The following is a 17799-nucleotide window of genomic DNA, read 5'->3' as shown; positions in this document are numbered from 1 at the left end:
TCTGGTTAGCATTCCCCGGCTCAGTTCGGGGAATCTATGTCTGCTTTAACCTCCAGTCAGTTACAGGTCGTCCAGCACCAGCAAGGGCACGCACGGGTTGTTGCCGTGGCCGGCGCGGGAAAAACCACCACCTTGACGCATTTTATTCAGCAACGCCTGCAAGACGGTTGTTCGCCGCGCCGAATGCTGGTGTTGATGTACAACAAGTCTGCCCAGCAAGAATTTGAACGCAAATTACAGCGCTTGATCGAAGGGCAGCCATTGCCAGAAGTGCGTACCTTTCACTCGCTGGGGTTGCGTATTTATCGCAAGCTGATCGAACTGGGCGAGCTCCCTGCGTTTCAGCAAAGCCTGCTGTCCGATTCTGAAATGGACTCGGTGGTGTGGCGGTTGTTGCAGCAGTTGGCAGACGACGATACCCGCCAGGACATTCTGTCGCAGCGCAAAAAATGGGTGGAGCCTGCGTGCAGCTTTATCGACCTGGTTAAAGCCGGATTGAAGCCTGCCGCCGAGGTGTTCGACCAGCTCGACCTGCCGCCTGAATGCCGTTTGTTTGTTGAGGCTTTCGACTTGTTCGAGCAATGGCGCAAGGACAACCGGCGCATTGGTTTCAGCGACATGATCTACGATCCGGTGCGATTACTGGCTGAGCGGCAGGACCTCGCTGGCTATTTCGGCGGCCACATGCAGTGGATACTGGTCGACGAATATCAGGACATCAACGAAATCCAGCAAACCTTGCTGGACATTCTGCACGGCGGTCGTGGCTCGGTGATGGTGATTGGTGACCCGGACCAGACCATCTACGAATTCCGCGGCTCAATGCCGGAGTTCATCGTCAGTGGTTTTGACAAGCGGCTGGGCGACGTCACCGTGTACCAGCTGCCGGAAACCTTTCGCTACGGCCCGCAGTTATCGCTGGCGGCAAACTATCTGATTCATCATAACCGTGAGCGTGAGCCAGTCGTTGGGCGATCCCATGCCAGCACGCCCGCGACCAGCCTTCAGGCGCACGAGTGCAGCCCGGCCTCGGAAGCCCGGACCACTTTGAAGCTGGTGCAGCAGGCATTAGAGCAGCATCAGCCTTCGGATATTGCGGTGATCAGTCGTTTGTGGGGCTTGAGTGCGCCGATTGAACTGGCACTGTTGCGCGCCAATGTGCCGTACCGGTTGGATCACAGTCAGTCGGTTCTGGAGCGCTGGGAGTTGGAAATCTTCTGGCTGTTGCTGGAAATCGCGGCAGGGCGGTTTCAGCAACGCACCGTCGAGCAGCGGCGCGATGCCTGGCTTACGATTCTGACCACGCCATACCCCAAAATCCGACGTAACCTGCTGGAAAGCATGGCAACCCAGCTGGCCAATGCCAGCCAGCATTATGGCGCTGCCATGCAGGCAGCGATTCCGGATGATCTGAACAAATGGCAAAAGTCGCAGCTGAAAGAGCGGGCCGAAGTGCTCGACAGCGCTGAGCTGATTCGTATGCCAGCACGGCGCTTGCTTAATACCTGGATTGACGTCACCGAGCTGGAGCAGGGCGTCAAGGACAGCGCGTTTTCTGCCCAACAAGTGGAAGACCGGTTGCAAACCATTCGGGCGTTTGTGCAGTTTATGGGCGAGAGTGAACACAACACCGACACGGCCTATGACTATTTGGTTGAAATGCGCGACCGTGCCCGCCAGCAAAACAGCAGCAAGCAACAAGGGGTGCGGCTAACGTCCATTCACAAAAGCAAGGGCCTGGAATGGCCGGTTGTGATTGTGCCCGGCTTGAACGGTCATTATTTCCCTTATCAGCCGGAAGGGGCGTTCACCACGCCCGCCAGCGTCGAAAGTGAACGCCGGTTGCTGTACGTCGCCATTACCCGGGCAAGGCATCAGGTGCATCTGATTCGGCCAACCCCTGCCCGTGGTAAACAAATCCCGGACCGCGAGTTGGATAGCCCTTTCTGGCGAGAGCTGAGCCTGACCGACAGTCAGCGGCTCGACAAGGCGCTGGCAGCCGGTGAATCTGAGGTGACTCTGCTGGCCAAGCCGCCGGAGTGGCTCGAAGGTCTGCTGTCGCAGTGTGAGCCTGTTCTAAAGGTTGATGTCAAAGCTGAAAAGCCAGCGGCAACCGATGGTCGCTATGCCCGTCCACGTCGGGTGAGCGCGCCGCCTCAGACCCTGCGAGCGCAGCGGGTCAAGCACGCCAGCCTTGGTAGCGGGCGGGTGTTGGACAAGGACGAGAAATACATCAAGATTCTGTTCGATGGCGAGCAAGAACCGCGCTTGTTGGTGCTTGAGGTTGCCCGGGATCATTTGCAGTGGCTGTAAGGCTACGGTTACAGCAGCGCTTTTTACCAAAAGGGACGTAACGTGAAATTGTTCAAGGGATTGGTGAACATTGCCGTGGTGATCGGGGTGACCCTGGTGGCCGTCGAAGTGTGCTGGCAAACCACCAATGAACGTCAGCATCAGTATCTGGCCATGAAATTTCCGCAGCTGCCCTGGCCAGAACCGGAGGCCGTCAGCTTATGGTTGGGTGTACTGGCAGAGCATTCCGGCTCGGCAGCCATCAAAGGGCTGGCGGGTGGTTTGCAGCAGGATTTCCAACAAGGGACTGATGCCTCAGAACCTTTGGGTCGACCGCAAACAGAGGGCGTTACGGATGCGAGTGGCGGCGAAAAAGAGGCCATCGCCACGGTGCAAACCAAGTCCGACACCCATATCGACACCCAAGGCACATTAGACGACACGGCTTCTGCCAATGGTCATCTGGCATTAACCAGCTGCCGCCCGGCGGCGCTCGACCCTGATCAGAATCCCGGTGTAAGCGCCAGACCTGCAAAGCAAAGTGTCTATCGCTGGGTGGATGAGCAGGGGCGGGTTCACTTCGATGACAAGCCTCGTACGGCGAATGCGGAAGACCTCAGTGACCGCTACGCCAGTCAGCGTAAGCTGCACCTGGATATTGAATTTGCCGATGCCGCGCCTGACCTGACATTACAGCGCAAATTCGAGCGCGAAGCGGAGTTGATGTACCGCATCGTTACCAATTTGTTGCCTGCAGAACAGGTTCGCCCGGTGACCCTGAGTCTGGTGGTGTATGCAAATCACGGGGCGTTTCGGGCGGCTACCCGCCAGCACCAATTGCCGCCGGCCGTCATTGGTATTTATACCCCGGCAGAAAATCGCATTCATTTGGGCAGGCAGGTGCGCGATAGCGCAACGCTGGCGTTGGCCCGACATGAAATGACGCACGCCTTGCTGGCCAACCTGGTGGGGGCAACCCCTGTATGGCTAAACGAAGGTTTGGCGGAATACGCGGAGCGTTTGCAGTTTCATATGAACGCCGCACGTGTGCCGATGACTGCCGCTTCGTTACAACGGTTGAAGCAATTGCAACAGCGCCAGCCAGACTGGTCGGGCTACTTGCAGCAGCCTCCCCATCGATTTTATGCCGCCGGTATCAGTGCCTACGCGCGGGCGTTTGGCATGGTCTATTTCCTCAATGAGAGCCCGCAAGGGCAGCAGTTTTTGCGGCGCGTGTTTGCCACGGTTGCCGCGCAGCCGTGTGAGCCGGATGCTGCTACGCTGGCCTTGTACCAGTACCCTAATGGCCTCAAGGCACTGAGTTCGGACTTTGACCAGTGGTTGACCACAGCGGTGGCTGGTGACCAACGATATTGATCCAGAGCGGGCACGGAGTTATTCAGAGCTGCTTTGGGAGCTACTGGGAGCTAACAGGCAGTTGCAGGTCGCTTGCGCTGGTGGCGCTTATTGGCTCAGTTGATATACTGGCGGCTCGAATCGTAGAGAATGACCACCGCCTAATCGCCAGTATTAGAGTCGCTAAATGTCGCTTTGCGTACAACTCATGCTCTGAAGAAGAGCCAAAGACGGACAATACTTATGACCATTGCCCAACACAAAGTAGTTTCTATCCATTACAAAGTGGTTGATGTAGCTTCTGGCGAAACCATCGATTCCTCCGAGGGTGGTGCTCCAATGACCTACCTGCACGGTGCCCAGAACATCATTCCAGGTTTGGAAGCGGCACTGGAAGGCAAGCAAGTTGGCGACGAGCTGGAAGTGACTGTTGAGCCAGCTGACGCATACGGCGAATACAGCGAAGATCGTATCCAGAAAGTACCAATGGAAGCGTTCACTGGTGTTGAGCAAGTTGAGCCAGGCATGGCTTTCACTGCCCAAACTCCAGAAGGTCCGGTTAACCTGATCGTGACTGAAGTAGAAGAAGAGCTGGTTACTGTGGATGCCAACCACCCACTGGCTGGCAAGGCCCTGGCTTTCTCCGTTGCTGTAGAAAGCGTTCGTGATGCCTCTGAAGAAGAAATTCAGCATGGCCACGTTCACGGCGAAGGTGGTCACCACCACTAAGCACTTGCCTGCGCATCCGCGCAGTTGGTGTTTGCCAAAAGAGGTCGCCTGCGGGCGGCCTTTTTGCGTTTATGGGGCGCGGAAATAAAAAATAATATTCGGGAATGGGGTTCGGTAAATCAATACACTTGGTGAATAGTGAATTTGCTGCCACAATGCCGGTTCGCTTTTGAGTATACGGACAAGCAATGAACCTGGATCGAATCGACCTCAACCTGCTGGTGTACCTGGATGTGCTGCTACGTGAAGGCAGTGTGACTCGCGCCGCCCAGCAGCTGGGGATTACCCAGCCTGCCATGTCCAATGGCCTGCGCCGTTTGCGTGACCTCTTCAACGACCCGCTGCTGGTGCGTACGTCGGAAGGCATGACCGCCACTGAACGGGCGTTGGAACTTCAGCCGGTGGTTCGCAAGGCACTGGGTGAGCTGGAAGCCGCATTGCAGCCACTGGAAGAGTTTGACGCCCAGAGCAGCCACCGGGTATTCCGTATCATGGTCAGTGACTATGCGGAGTCGACGCTGGTGCCTGAGCTGGTCAAGCGTTTGCGCGACGTCGCTCCGAACGTCATTCTGGATGTGTTGACGCCATCCGACGTGACCTTCAAGGACGTTGAAGCGGGTAAAGTCGATATGGCCATTAACCGTTTTGACGAAATGCCGCAATCCTTTCACCAGATGACTCTGTGGCAGGACGACTTTGTTTGTCTGGTTAACCCTGATCACCCGTTAGCCGGAGCGTTCGACATCGACGCCTACGTCGCCAGTAACCACATTTGGGTGTCGAAAACCGGTATGGGTGCTGGTGTCGGTATAGACCCAGAGAAAGTCATTCGACTGGGTTGGGTTGATAACGCACTGTCGAAGCTGGGTCACAAACGCAAGATTTCTGTCTTTACCCGCCACTATCAAATGCCGGCACTGTTGGCTCATAACAACGATCTGGTGGCGACGTTGCCTCGTAAAGTGGCCGATATGCAAGCAGAAGCTGCGTCGCTGCTGGTGAAGGAGCCACCGTTCCCGATTCCGCCGTTTGAGCTGAAAATGGCCTGGTCGCCATTGCTGCAACACCATCAGGCTCATCGCTGGCTGCGCCGTGTGATTGTGGATGTTGCCCAGTACTGCTGATCGTTAGCGCCTTCAAATCAGGGCCGCGAACATGAAAAAGCCCGTCTGCGATGCACTCGCGGGCGGGCTTTTTGTTTTCAGACAGGGTTCCTAGGGACCCTCTGAATAACTCTGCACAGCTCTGCGCTAGTCCTGCAGGTCGTAAGAACAAGGCGGCGAATGCAGCGGAATGACCAGTCCTTTCCAAATTCGCCAACACCGTTCTGGCGGCCTGCAGGCCGCGCCCTACGGGGATGGCAGGGCATTGCTGACTCTGTGTCGCTGATTTTTGACTTGACCCGTCAGGCCTGCAAATCAGCTTCGTGACTCAGCTGCGCCCTGTCATCCAGAGCGGGCACCGAGTTACTCAGAGGGTCCCTAGCTTAGCGTCACCGCCAGCAGATGGGATTCCCCAGATGCCAGCCACACCACATCGTCCATGGCGTTAGCGGTTTCAATGCACACCATGTGCTTCCAGCCATCGTCTGGAAATTGGCTCAGACGAATCGATTTTTCGACTTCCGGATTCCAGACAATGGTGCTTTGGCTGCCCTGACTGGTCAGAGTGCGGCTGTGCTGCTTCTCCAGGCCGCTTCTGAGTATTAGCGGGTTGCCCTGGCCGTTGGCAGCAGCAGGCTCTCCGGCTGGTGGCTGAGACAAATAGATCCGATCGGTTTCACCTCGGAAAACAACCGCGCCTTCCTGGGTTTTTCGTTGCCACTGGTCGAGGGTGTCGATGTACTCACATCCTTCAAGGCCGTGTACCTCGGCGGTCATTACATCGTCCACCGGGAAGTAGCTATGCAACGCCTGTGAGAAGCAAGCTGGGCTGTCGCCATGGTTGGTTGTGGTCAGTTCAATATGCACGGCGTCGGCACTCAACACAAAGCGAATGTCAGCCTGCAGGCGGGCGGTGAAATATTCTGGCGTGGCCTGCTGTGGAAGTGTCAGTGCTAATGTCAGACGTTGTTCGTCCTCTTCGATGCCGGTCAGTTGCCAGTCGGAGCTGCGCGCAAAACCATGGGCCGGGGCGCTGTTGGCGTCGTTAAGGTTATCTTGCACCGCCTGCGGATTTTTATCGGCATCGCCAAACCAGGGCCAGCAAACCGGCACGCCACCGCGCAGCGAAGTACCTGCCTTGTATTCCACGGCTGGACTCAGCCATAACCAATCGGAGCCCTGAACCGGGCGAAAGCGGGTGAGTTGCGCCCCTTGTGGAACAATCTCGGCCTCAAAAAGCGGGTGTTGAACGCTGAAAGTCGGCAGCTCGCCCTTGGTTTCCAAACGGCAATAGCGGCTTTTCGCGAGCAATTGCTGAAGTTCTTTGATTTGTTGAGGCTGCATAAGGTACTTTCCCGCAATGGTTTCCATTTCAGCTCCGGTGCATAGATATGCATTGCCGGTGCTGCCGTTACTCTACCGGATTCTGATGTGAACAAAAGTCAGTTAAAGCAGGCTTTGCTGGATTCTGTTGATGCAGAGATCGCAGCGGCGATCGATGCCGCAACCGCGGCCCAGGAAAGTGCTTCCCACGAAGACAATCAACCCGAAAACCAGTACGACACCCTCAGCCTGGAAGCGGCCTATCTGGCACATGGTCAGTCAGAACGCATTCTGGGGTTGCAGCAGCTGCGTATTCAGCTGGGACGGTGGCAGGTTGTTGGCTTTGACGAAGATGATGCGATTGGCTGCGGGGCGTTGGTTGGGCTTCAGTCACTGGAAAACGACGCTGCGCCGATCCGCTGGGTATGGATTGTGTTAAACGGCGGTCGCCAGTTGCGGTTGGCCGATGAACAGATTCAGGTTGTGTCTGCCCAAACGCCGTTGGCCAAAGCCTTGCTGGGCAAGGAGTTGGGTGATGAGGTGACGATGAATGGCCAGGGCTGGGAAGTCGTTTCGATTTCGTGAAGATGGAGTTTATACCGTTATCTTTTTTGGTCCGGGCGCTGTTGTTTTTGCGTGCTGTTTTGGCAGGTTGTTGGGAACCGTTTTCAATGAGTGCAGTCCACTCACATACATTTTTGATAAGGAGGCTTTATGTCCAAACCACAACCGCGTGAGCTGATGGTTGAGTCGACACAGCGTATAACGCCAAACATGCAGCGCGTTGTTCTTACCGGAGAGTCATTGGCGGATTTTCCAGCGGACAGCAAAAGTGGTTATGTAAAGCTTCAGTTCGCCGCAGACGGCGCGCCGCTGACGCTGGCTACTCAGGAAGAGGGTGTAAAGCCAACCATGCGCAGTTATACCGTTCGTGAAATCGATGTGGCGGCTCGAAAGCTGACCCTCGATATGATGTTGCATGGTCATAGCGAAAGCGCTGGTGCGGCGAACTCAGGCCCTGCGGGGCAGTGGGCGGAAGTGGCCAAAGCGGGTGATCGTATTCTGGTTGGTGGCCCGGGGCCGACCAAGCTGATTCCACAACCAGCCGACTACTACCTGCTGGTTGGGGATATGACCGCATTGCCAGCCATTGCCGGTAATCTGGAGTTGTTGCCCGCGGATGCCAAAGGCGTTGCCATTATCGAAGTGGTGTCAGCAGACGATGTGCAGACTATTGACTGCCCGGAAGGCGTACACATTGAATGGGTCATTGCCGATGACCTGGCGCCAGCGGCGGATCATCAGGCCCGTGCGGATGCATCCTTGCTGGTGCAGACGGCGCTTAACGTTGCCTGGCCTGCTGGTAAGGTTGCAGTATGGGCAGCGTGTGAATTTCACAAAATGCGCGCGCTGCGCCGCTACTTCCGCAATGAAAAAGGCCTGTCCGGTGATGAGATGTATATCTCCAGCTACTGGATGCTGGATCGCACGGACGAGCAGCACAAGCAAAGCAAAAAGACAGACGCCGAGGCCTGAAGCGCTCAGATTGGCGACTGGTGGGTCAGAAAAACCGCTATTGAAAAATAGCGGTTTTTTTATGTCTGCGTGAAAGGTTGTTTTATTTCCATATATATTTTGTGGTTTATTCTTGGCCTTTATATGCGTTTATTCTATAAGCTGGTTTTATTGTCCAACAATCGGATCGTTGTGATTAATAATAAATAGCATTTGCAGAATATTTTGCTGATAAAACGAGCACTTTCATGACGTGAATGCAACGGGTACTGTTTCCTTAAAGACACTTATAGAGGTAAATAAACAGATATTTATCGATCCTTGGCAAAAGTTCCGTTTTTATTTTCCCTTATATGGAAATAATTGTTGTAGGAACGCTATTTTATTCGCCAAGTCTCTTATGCGGTAACATGTAAAAGGCTACAATCCTGGCCTTCAGGACTGAGAGTACATAGGAGCAAAGATAATGAACTTCAAGCCCGTGATTTTGGCAACTGCCGTTGCATCCGCTTCCCTGGTGCACGCTGACGCCAACAACGCCTACATTACCCTGGGCGCCGGCTATTCCGACAACAGTGTATACGACGAATACGAAACCACTACCGGTAGCGATATTCGCGATTCATGGACGTCTGAGATTTCCCTGGGTTATCACTTCCTGCCTTCACTGGCGGCTGAGGCATCGGTAACTCTGCCTGGTTTGTTGCAGGATGACGATCGTCCTGAAATTAACCAATACCAAATCAAGGGTTTGTATTTCTTTGGTGATAACGCTGTTAAACCATACCTGACCGCAGGTTATGGCATTGAGCAAATCAACGTTCCACAAGATGGCGCCAAAGACGAAACCACGCACGTATATTCATACGGTGCCGGCTTGCAATACGACTTTGATGAAACCGTATTCGCCCGTGCTGAATACCACATCGACGAAATGACCGATGAAAGCAACGAGCACGGTGTTGCCATGCTGGAAGTTGGCTTCCGTTTTGGCACTGAAAGCAGCAAGCCTGCGGCCAAGCCTCTGCCAGTTGCTACCAAGCCAGTGGTTGCACCAGCGCCAGCCAAAGTGGTTGAAGTGAAGCCAGAGCCAGTTGTAGAAACCAAGCCTGCTCCTGTCGTTAAGCCGGTTCCGGTTATTGTTGAAGTGCAGCCGGTTGATACCGACCAGGACGGCGTTGAAGACAAGCTGGATAACTGCCCGGACACCATTCAGGGTGCAACGGTAAATGCTGAAGGCTGTGCTGCGTTTGAAGGCAAGCTGGATGGCGTGAAGTTCGAATCCGGTAGCGCCAACCTGACCCCTAACGCTCGTACCATTCTGGACGATGCCGCGGCTGAAATCGTTAAATACCCAGAGCTGGAAATTGAAGTTGCCGCTCACACCGACAGCCAGGGTTCTGCTGCGTTCAACCAGAACCTGAGCCAGAAGCGTGCTGACTCCGTACGTCAGTACCTGATCGGTAAAGGCGTGGATGCCAGCAAGCTGACCTCCAAGGGTTACGGCGAAGCGTCTCCAATTGCGACCAACGACACCGCTGCGGGTCGTGCTGAAAACCGTCGCGTTGAGCTGAACGTTCAATAAGTCTGATGGTAAGTCGAGCGGTTTTTGAACTGTAAGGTTCGAGACCCTTGAAAGAAACGGGAGCTTCGGCTCCCGTTTTTTGTTGGCTGCTGGCAAAAGTAGTCGTTGATGTAGCTGGTTGTTGTACTTTGGTATTGGGTAATACGTGCCATTTGGGCTAGTCTTGTTTGACCCCAAAGCATTCAGGGCGCATTCTCTCCGCGCCGCTGCCATTCTGAAACAACTATAACTACAGGAGCCGGAATGACAGATACATCCCCAGCGACAGGCTCAGCCGAACTCTGGCTGCTAGAGCAAATTCAGTTTTGCTTGCAGCACAATCTCAATGCATCCCTGCAAACCAACCCTTGTGTTGAGTTGGTGATTGCCGGTGAAGCGCAAAAATACCTCGCGGTCGATATCCCGGAGTGTGTATCCCAGAACGTCTCACAGCGATCGAGCTTTCGTCATCGTCATTTGAATCCGGACGACGAGCTGTTGCTTCGTTGTTTACAGCAAGGGTCGCCCATCAATGAGCTGGTTTGGTCACTGACTGAGAGAGCAGAAGCGGGCTGACGTTTGCTGTCTTGTGAACCAATGAGCGCTGTATGAAGCGCTTGTTGTTCTGATTTTTCGTCGGCTATTTATACTTGCTGCATCATTTCTTTTCTTACCACCCCATTTCGACCCGTCTCATCTTGTCCCATCAAAAAAATCCGACACTGAGCTAAATATTGGCCACGCCTGCGGAATCGTTCCGCAAATCCACTGCTATCGTCCGTCGGCTTTTGATAGCATTTGGCTGCCTTCGGGCGCTTTCATTTTTTGTGACACATGGGTAGGGACATCGTGACAGCTTCCAGCAAACGTTTTTCATCCATTTACCATTGGCTGACCGCTTGTGGTCTGGCGTTCTTTCTGCTGGCTGCCAGCGGTTGTACTACTACGACGGTATCGGCCCGGTCGGGTTTTGAAGTGCCGTCCCAGGGGCCAACGGTTCGTGGCATTGCGCGCTGGACCACCGATGAAAAGATTCATCCGGCGATGGGGGTTGCACCTGTTTACCCGGAGAAAATGATCAGCCGGGAAAAAGAAGGCGAGGTATCGCTGGAAGTGATGGTTCGCAATACCGGCCAGGTCGCTATGGTGCGGGTGATTGACAGTACCAACGATTATTTCCGCGAGTCTGCCATTGCAGGCACGCGAGGCATTCTTTACGACCCGACGCTCGCCGGGCAGACCTTTGTTGTTAAAGCGGTGTACCGCATTCAGAAACGTCCATAGGGCATGGCAGCAGAAACCATGCTGACGTGCTGTCGGAATTTCATGGGTCGCCTGTTGTCTGGTGTGTCGGGCTGCTTGTCGCAGCTGCGCTGGATCTCGGTAATCTGTGCCTTACTGGGCGCGCCGTGCCTATCTACGGCTGCTTCTGACGAGACTGCTTCCAATACCGCTGGTGCCAGGACCTCAACCTTGAGTGACCAGCAGTTGGTTCAGGATCTGAAGCAATTGTTGTTTGCGGGCACGCCAGTGGCTGACCCGCAGGCACTGGAAGCCGCGATGGCTCCACTGCAAGGGCGAGCCGAGTGGCTGTCGCCAGCAGACCTGAAATGGCTGCGGTATGCCCGCTTACGACTGGCGCTACCAACCATTCGGGTGAATGCTGATGTGGGCTCCAGCAGCCAATTGCTGTCACAAACGGATGACTGGATTCGTCAATTGGCCACCGATGAGCAGGACCAACCTTTTGTTCGGCTGGTGTGGCTGGCGCGAATTGAATGGCTGGCTGCCGCCATGGAGCTGGGTCTGAAGCCGGATTTACTGGCATTTGTATTAACCGACCTTGCTGAACAAATGCAGAACAGTCGTATTGATCCAAAACCGGCGTTGCAGGCAACGGTGGATTTGGCCCGTATCGCGGTCGCTGGTCAGCTGTTGCGTCAGGCTGAAGTCAATCTGGCTGCCGTACTGCTTACCTCGATTGAACCACAATCTTCCTATTATCCACTGGCCACTGTTATGACGGCGTGGCAATGGCAGCAAGCGCCTGTATCTGCGTTCTCTGGCTGGTTGATGCAATTGCGTCTGGCGCCTCAGGAGCCCGAGCTGGAGCATCAGTCGGTACAGCAGTTGCGTTCGTTGGAAGCCAAACGGGTGCAGTTGCGTTTGATGGTTGCTGCTGGGTTGCAGCAAAGCGCGCGCATCAGTGCATTGGCCTGGCACGAGGAAATGATTCGCCACCGTCAGGCCATTGAACAGTGGCTGCGTCCGCAGTTATTGGCGGCCTTGTACCGTCATTGGGAGCAGCAAACGACGCTGCCTGATAGTGGCAAGGTGACGGATTCAGTGCGGCTCTTTATGGATTGCTCGCTGTCGCAAACCCACCAATGTCACCCGCTGGCACTGCGCTATGTCTGGGATGCGCTGACCAACGACGATATTCGCTTTGTCTGGGTCAACTATAAGGAAGCCTGGAAGGTGTCGCATCGGGTGATTGGGCTTCGGGGGCAGGTCGCAAATCTTCCGGCGGATATGCCATTAAAGCCCATGCTGCGAGACGACATGGGCTTGAATGATGTCGACGGCAATCTGGATGGTTATCTGGCCTGGATGGCGGATCAATCGGATTATGAGCGGCGGCAAGCGGCCATGCAGCTGCATCAGGCGATGACGGCGGAGCTGTGGGAAAACAAACAGCGTCTGGCGTTTTACGGGCAGGGTTTCCGCGATCAGCTATTGGAGCTGATCGCGCAAGATTGACCGCGCAACCTGCTGGTTGGCAGGTTGGAGTCAGCCGATTACTCGGCGTCGTAGGCGTGGTTGCCCAGCTGAATGGTCGGCAGGTTGGACAGGCTTACGGTCACTTTTTCAGTTGGGGCAATGACAGTCGCTTCACCGGCCACAACCACCTTACCGTTCTGGTTCTTGATGGTGGTGTCGAAAATCACTTCTTTCTTACGGTCACGCTTTTCTTTTACGGTCAAAATCACCGTGATGGTGTCACCAATAAAAATAGGGCGTTTGAACTGAATGTTCTGCCCCATGTAAATGGTGCCTGGGCCAGGCAGCTCCATGGCGAAAGTGGCAGAAATCAGCGCGCCGGAATACATGCCGTGAGCGATCTGCTGCTTGAATGGGGTGGTGGCCGCGTATTCTGCATTCAAGTGCAGTGGGTTGTGATCACCGGATACCGCCGCGAACATCTGTAAATCATCTTCGGAAATGGTATGAACGCGCTCGCAGCTCTCGCCAATTTCCAGTTCGTCGTAGGTTCGGTTGGTGATGGTAGTCATGACGCTCTCCTGAATGTCCAGTGCAATCGATCAATGTGCGCAGTGTAACGCCAAATCGCGCTGCGAATGTGTCATTCACAAGTCATGTGTCTGCTTGTTGACGAATATCACGCTGCAATGGGTATTCGTGCGGTGCTTCATGGCAGGCGAACTGCAATCGGGGTAGTGTCCGTAACTATTAAGGTTCCAGTTATCAGTGGGTTGCCTGTGAACAGTCTGTCTGTGAGTCACCTGCCTGTAATAGTGGCCCCTATGGGCCGTTAATGGTGGATCGAATTGCGTCGATTAGGGTCTATTGTTAAATGACGGCTGCGGCAGATGGTGGGCAAAAAATGAAGTCAATGGTACGAGCGTACTGATAAATACATTTTTGCCTGTAGCTCAAAAGATGGTTACACTCCATGCTTTCTATTCAACAGTTGGCTGTCTGACGACATGTTTGCCGGTTGTTTCGGCAAGGGTGACGGCAGCAAGCCGGGTGTTGCCAGATGGGCTGTCTGGCGTGAAATCATAACTGTTGGCTGGCATCCTTATAAGAATAAGCACCTTGGGTGCGCAAGAGGACAAGGTATGAACGAGCAGTTCTTCCAGGAACGTTACCCTGAAAAATACCCGGGCACGATTGATGCCGACAAATACAACTCGGTTATCGAATTATTCGATGGCTTTGTCTCTACATACGCCGATCGTCCGGCTTTCAGCTGTTTGGGTCAGGAGCTGACCTACGCTGAGCTGAACGAATACAGCGCCCGCTTTGCCAGCTTTTTGCAGAACGAATTGAAACTTCAGCCGGGCGACCGCATGGCCATTCAGTTGCCTAATGTATTGCAGTACCCGGTGGTTACCTTTGGTGCCATGCGCGCGGGTGTCGTGGTGGTTAATACCAACCCGCTGTACACCGAGCGTGAAATGGAACACCAGTTCAACGACTCAGGTGCCAAGGCGCTGGTGGTGTTGGCGAACATGGCTTCCAAGGCTGAGAAAGTGGTGCCGAAAACCGGTATTCAGCACGTGATCGTAACGGAAGTGGCCGATTTTCACCCGTTCCTCAAGCGCACCCTGATCAACTCGGTACTGAAGTACGTTAAAAAGCAGGTGCCTGCGTTTAACATTCCGGGCGCTATCAAGTTGCGTGATGCCATCGCCGCAGGTGGCAAGCCTTACACGCCGGTCAAAGCCGAAGCCAATGACGTGGCGGTGTTGCAGTACACCGGTGGAACCACCGGGGTTGCCAAAGGCGCGATGCTGACTCACCGCAACCTGATCGCTAATATGATGCAGTGCCATGGCCTGTTCAAAATGGCGCTGAAAGAAGGTGTTGAAACCGTCATAGCGCCGCTGCCGCTCTATCACATTTACGCCTTCACCGTGCATTGCATGGTGCTGTTGGAAACCGGTAACTGCTCTTTGCTGGTACCGAACCCGCGCGACATCGACGGCTTTGTCAGTCTGCTGAAAAAGAATACCTTCTCGGGCTTTGTTGGCCTCAACACCTTGTTTGTTGCTATGTGCAACCGCGACGATTTCAAGGCGCTGGATTTTTCCGGCCTGAAACTGACTATCTCTGGTGGTATGGCGCTGACCTCAGGTGCGGCCAAGCAGTGGAAGGAAATCACCGGTTGTGAAATTGCCGAAGGTTACGGCATGACCGAAACTTCGCCAGTGGTGTCTTTCAACCCACCGGGCTACGTCAAACTGGGCACCATTGGCATGCCGGTGGCGGGCACATTGTGTAAAACCGTGGACGCAGATGGCAATGACCTACCATTCGGTGAGCCGGGTGAGCTGTGCGTGAAAGGTCCTCAGGTAATGAAGGGGTACTGGAAGCGCGAAGCGGCAACGGACGAGAGCTTCTTGCCCGGTGCAGATGGGCAGCCTGCACGTGAATGGCTGCGCACGGGTGATATTGCGGTGATTCAGGACGACGGCTACATGCGCATCGTTGACCGAAAAAAAGACATGATCATTGTCTCTGGCTTCAACGTATATCCGAACGAAGTAGAAGATGTCGTAGCGTCTCACCCAGCCGTAACCGAAGTGGCCGCGATTGGTGTGCCCGACCTGAAAAGCTCGGAAGCCGTGAAAGTGTTCGTGGTAGCAACTGGCGAAGTCAGCGAAGACGAGCTGCGCGCCTGGTGTAAGGAACGTCTGACCGCCTACAAGGTGCCGCGTCACATTGAATTCCGCTCGGAATTGCCAAAAACCAATGTGGGCAAAATTCTCCGTCGTGAATTGCGCGACGAAGAGCTTGCCAAGCAGAAGTAAGACTGCTGTTTAGCGCCAACAAAAGCCAGGGCCTTGCCCTGGCTTTTTCGTATCCGGCTCTGGCACAGCCTTCTTGATGTCCGTGCGTCGAATTTCCTTTGTCTTCCTGTTATATTTCGGCCTTTCAGGTGTCTGAAGGCGGCCAAGGGAGTGGGGCTGTGTGAATCCAGCGCTGTACCTGTCATCTTCAGAGTAAATGGGAATCCGGTTTGAATCCGGAGCTGTCCCCGCAACTGTAAGGTCTTAGACCGAGCCAGATACCAGCCTGACCAAGGTTAAACTTCGTGCGGGAGTTCACGAGGCATCTGGACAGACGCTCCGGTCTTCGTTGCCCAACGAGGACGTCGGCTTGCCTATCCAATGCCCGTGCTTTTGTTAAAACAGGCAGGCGCATTGGCTTCATCACCACCATTTACATCATCCAAATCGGGTTCTGAGTCCGTCTTTGGTTTGCGAGCAGACTTGCAAACAGGCGTGCAGATTCATGGATTGTCGCTTCGTAGCGCTGATACGTCGGCCATTCTGGATAACCTGACGCTGGACCTGCCAGCAGGGCAGGTGACTGGTGTACTGGGCCCGAACGGCGCAGGAAAAACCAGCTTGCTACGTGCCATCGCCGGGTTCGATTTCGCGCCGTTAAACCGTACGGGGGAGGTTCGTTGGCAAGGGCAGAGCACCCATGATATGTCGGTACAGGCTCGCGCCCGGGTGATTTCCATGGTCAGCCAGATGCACGATTCGGTGTTTGCCCTGAGTCTGAATCAGGTGGTGCGGATGGGGCTGTTGCCGCACCAAGGGTTGTTTTCCATGCCTTCCGCCAGTGACGAACAGGAAGTGGCGGATGCGCTACAGCGTGTTGGTCTGGCCAATAAGGCGCAACGGGTGTTTTCCAGCCTGTCTGGCGGCGAGCAGCAACGAGGCCTGATTGCCCGAGCCTTGGTGCAGAAAGCCCAACTGCTGATTCTGGACGAGCCAATCAATCACCTGGATGTCTACTACCAGCACGATGTGCTCGGTCTGCTGCGCCAGCTGTCCCATAGCCATGGCCTGACGGTTGTTATGAGCCTGCACGACCTCAACCTTGCCAGTTTCTACTGCGACCAGTTGGTGCTGTTACAGCACGGCAAGTTGCAAGCGGCGGGGCGCAGTGTTGATGTGCTGGATGCCGAACTGCTCGAACGGGTGTTCGGGCTTCCATGTGTGGTTCGTCATGAGCCGCATGGCTCGCGGGTCGATTTTTGCCCTTCTGGCACAGGTTACGGTCTGAGCGAAACTACCCCACTTACTACCTCGCCTGCTAACCCGCCTACTTCTCCGCCTACTAGCCCGCGAGAGGGAAGCGCATGATGACTTCCGTGCAGGGTGTTCGAATGGTGTGGCCGCTACTGGTCGTATTGGCGATTGTGTCACCGCTGATTTCACTTTGGTTTGGTTCTGCCGATTTGCCAGATGGTACCGTGTGGGCCTGCCTGACAGACCAATGCCCACGGCCGGTGGATCAGGCTATTTTCTATGATTTGCGATTGCCTCGGGTGCTGGCGGCCTTACTGGTCGGTGGCGGTCTGGCGGTGGCTGGTGCCAGTTTGCAGAACGTCACCCGTAATGGCCTGGCGGACCCTTATTTGTTCGGTGTAGTAGCAGGCGCAGGCCTTGGAGCATCGATTGTCAGTGTGTTGCCCGGCGTCAGTAGCTGGGTGCCGGACGGCGTTGCCTTGCCGATGGCGGCGTTTATTGGGTCATCACTGGCGGTCGTGCTGGTGCAAGCGTTGGCCACCAGCGCCTGGGCCAGAACGCCCGAGCAACTGTTGCTGGCGGGTGTGGCGGTTTCGCTGATGCTGGGCGCCATGACGCATTTTGTGTTGTACCTGGGTGAGCCCTTTGCAGCCAACAAGGTGATGTTCTGGTTGATGGGCAGCCTTAGCCGAGTTGAGCTTCACCAGCTGGCGATTATGGCGCTGCCATTGCTTGTTGCTGTGGCCTTGCTGTGGCTACTGGGACGTCGTTTTGATGCCATGTTGCTTGGCGATGACACCGCCCGTTCACTGGGGGTTGAAGCCTCCACCATGCGCGCTATCGGCATGGTCATTTGTGCGGGTCTGACCGCTGTGGTCGTTGCTTACTGCGGCGGCATCGGTTTTGTTGGCCTGATGATTCCTCACATTGTACGACGTTGGGTCGGCGTATCGACCCGTCAGGTAGTACCGGCCAGTTTGCTGTTGGGCGGTGCTTTTTTGGTATGGGCGGACGTGCTGGCCCGCAGTGCGTCTCCCGACCATGAAATCCCAATCGGCATTCTGACGTCGGCGATTGGCAGTGTGTTTTTCCTGCTGATGATGCGTCGACGCTAATGAACGACATT

The 17799-nt window shown here is 54.9% G+C and carries 15 protein-coding genes and 1 riboswitch; of the genes, 13 read left to right on the top strand and 2 right to left on the bottom strand.

Annotated features, from left to right (window positions below; all coding sequences use genetic code 11):
* Positions 1-36: 36 nt before the first annotated feature.
* The 4 genes from G516_RS0103485 to G516_RS0103470 all read left to right on the top strand — a co-directional run bounded on the left by G516_RS0103485 (position 37) and on the right by G516_RS0103470 (position 5501).
* Positions 37-2313 (top strand): ATP-dependent helicase, encoded by a 2277-nt coding sequence (locus G516_RS0103485; protein ID WP_084644840.1) that lies wholly within the window; start codon positions 37-39, stop codon positions 2311-2313.
* Positions 2314-2355: 42 nt separating this feature from the next.
* On the top strand, positions 2356-3669 hold the full coding sequence (locus G516_RS0103480; protein ID WP_028292489.1) for a DUF4124 domain-containing protein: 1314 nt from the start codon (positions 2356-2358) through the stop codon (positions 3667-3669).
* A gap of 222 nt (positions 3670-3891) precedes the next feature.
* Positions 3892-4377 (top strand): FKBP-type peptidyl-prolyl cis-trans isomerase, encoded by a 486-nt coding sequence (locus G516_RS0103475; RefSeq protein ID WP_028292488.1) that lies wholly within the window; start codon positions 3892-3894, stop codon positions 4375-4377.
* A 188-nt stretch (positions 4378-4565) separates the two neighbouring features.
* Positions 4566-5501, top strand: coding sequence for a LysR family transcriptional regulator (locus tag G516_RS0103470; protein WP_028292487.1), 936 nt, complete (start codon positions 4566-4568; stop codon positions 5499-5501).
* 357 nt (positions 5502-5858) lie between these two features.
* On the opposite strand, the gene G516_RS0103465 is transcribed toward G516_RS0103470, so the two are convergent.
* The gene (locus G516_RS0103465) at positions 5859-6824 is read right to left on the bottom strand and encodes a D-hexose-6-phosphate mutarotase (protein WP_169449490.1); all 966 of its coding nucleotides are present in this window, start codon (positions 6822-6824) and stop codon (positions 5859-5861) included.
* 87 nt (positions 6825-6911) lie between these two features.
* Between G516_RS0103465 and G516_RS0103460 the strand changes: the two genes are divergently transcribed.
* The 6 genes from G516_RS0103460 (at position 6912) to G516_RS0103435 (ending at position 12642) form a co-directional block, all read left to right on the top strand.
* Complete coding sequence (locus tag G516_RS0103460; RefSeq protein WP_028292485.1) at positions 6912-7388, top strand: GreA/GreB family elongation factor; 477 nt, start codon at positions 6912-6914, stop codon at positions 7386-7388.
* Between the two features lie 129 nt (positions 7389-7517).
* A complete protein-coding gene (locus tag G516_RS0103455) occupies positions 7518-8339 on the top strand; it encodes a siderophore-interacting protein (protein ID WP_028292484.1) in 822 nt (273 codons plus the stop codon).
* 445 nt (positions 8340-8784) lie between these two features.
* On the top strand, positions 8785-9903 hold the full coding sequence (locus tag G516_RS24930; RefSeq protein WP_051218894.1) for an OmpA family protein: 1119 nt from the start codon (positions 8785-8787) through the stop codon (positions 9901-9903).
* A gap of 243 nt (positions 9904-10146) precedes the next feature.
* On the top strand, positions 10147-10458 hold the full coding sequence (locus G516_RS0103445) for a hypothetical protein (protein WP_028292483.1): 312 nt from the start codon (positions 10147-10149) through the stop codon (positions 10456-10458).
* Positions 10459-10731: 273 nt separating this feature from the next.
* Positions 10732-11166 (top strand): TonB family protein, encoded by a 435-nt coding sequence (locus G516_RS0103440; protein WP_028292482.1) that lies wholly within the window; start codon positions 10732-10734, stop codon positions 11164-11166.
* 42 nt (positions 11167-11208) lie between these two features.
* Complete coding sequence (locus G516_RS0103435) at positions 11209-12642, top strand: hypothetical protein (protein WP_156878936.1); 1434 nt, start codon at positions 11209-11211, stop codon at positions 12640-12642.
* 38 nt (positions 12643-12680) lie between these two features.
* Here G516_RS0103435 and G516_RS0103430 read toward each other — a convergent pair whose 3' ends face one another.
* Positions 12681-13175: a MaoC/PaaZ C-terminal domain-containing protein gene (locus G516_RS0103430; protein ID WP_028292480.1), complete on the bottom strand. Its 495-nt coding sequence runs from the start codon at positions 13173-13175 to the stop codon at positions 12681-12683.
* Between the two features lie 570 nt (positions 13176-13745).
* Between G516_RS0103430 and G516_RS0103425 the strand changes: the two genes are divergently transcribed.
* The 3 genes from G516_RS0103425 to G516_RS0103415 all read left to right on the top strand — a co-directional run bounded on the left by G516_RS0103425 (position 13746) and on the right by G516_RS0103415 (position 17788).
* On the top strand, positions 13746-15440 hold the full coding sequence (locus G516_RS0103425) for an AMP-binding protein (RefSeq protein ID WP_028292479.1): 1695 nt from the start codon (positions 13746-13748) through the stop codon (positions 15438-15440).
* Between the two features lie 136 nt (positions 15441-15576).
* Positions 15577-15723: riboswitch (cobalamin riboswitch) on the top strand.
* A gap of 206 nt (positions 15724-15929) precedes the next feature.
* Positions 15930-16787 (top strand): ABC transporter ATP-binding protein, encoded by an 858-nt coding sequence (locus G516_RS0103420; protein ID WP_028292478.1) that lies wholly within the window; start codon positions 15930-15932, stop codon positions 16785-16787.
* A complete protein-coding gene (locus G516_RS0103415; RefSeq protein WP_211225050.1) occupies positions 16784-17788 on the top strand; it encodes a FecCD family ABC transporter permease in 1005 nt (334 codons plus the stop codon). The genes G516_RS0103420 and G516_RS0103415 overlap by 4 nt, the downstream gene beginning before the upstream one ends.
* Positions 17789-17799: the final 11 nt, after the last annotated feature.

It is taken from the genome of Oceanobacter kriegii DSM 6294 (assembly GCF_000422845.1).
GTDB lineage: Bacteria > Pseudomonadota > Gammaproteobacteria > Pseudomonadales > Oceanobacteraceae > Oceanobacter > Oceanobacter kriegii.
This window is presented reverse-complemented; position numbering and strand designations above follow the sequence as displayed.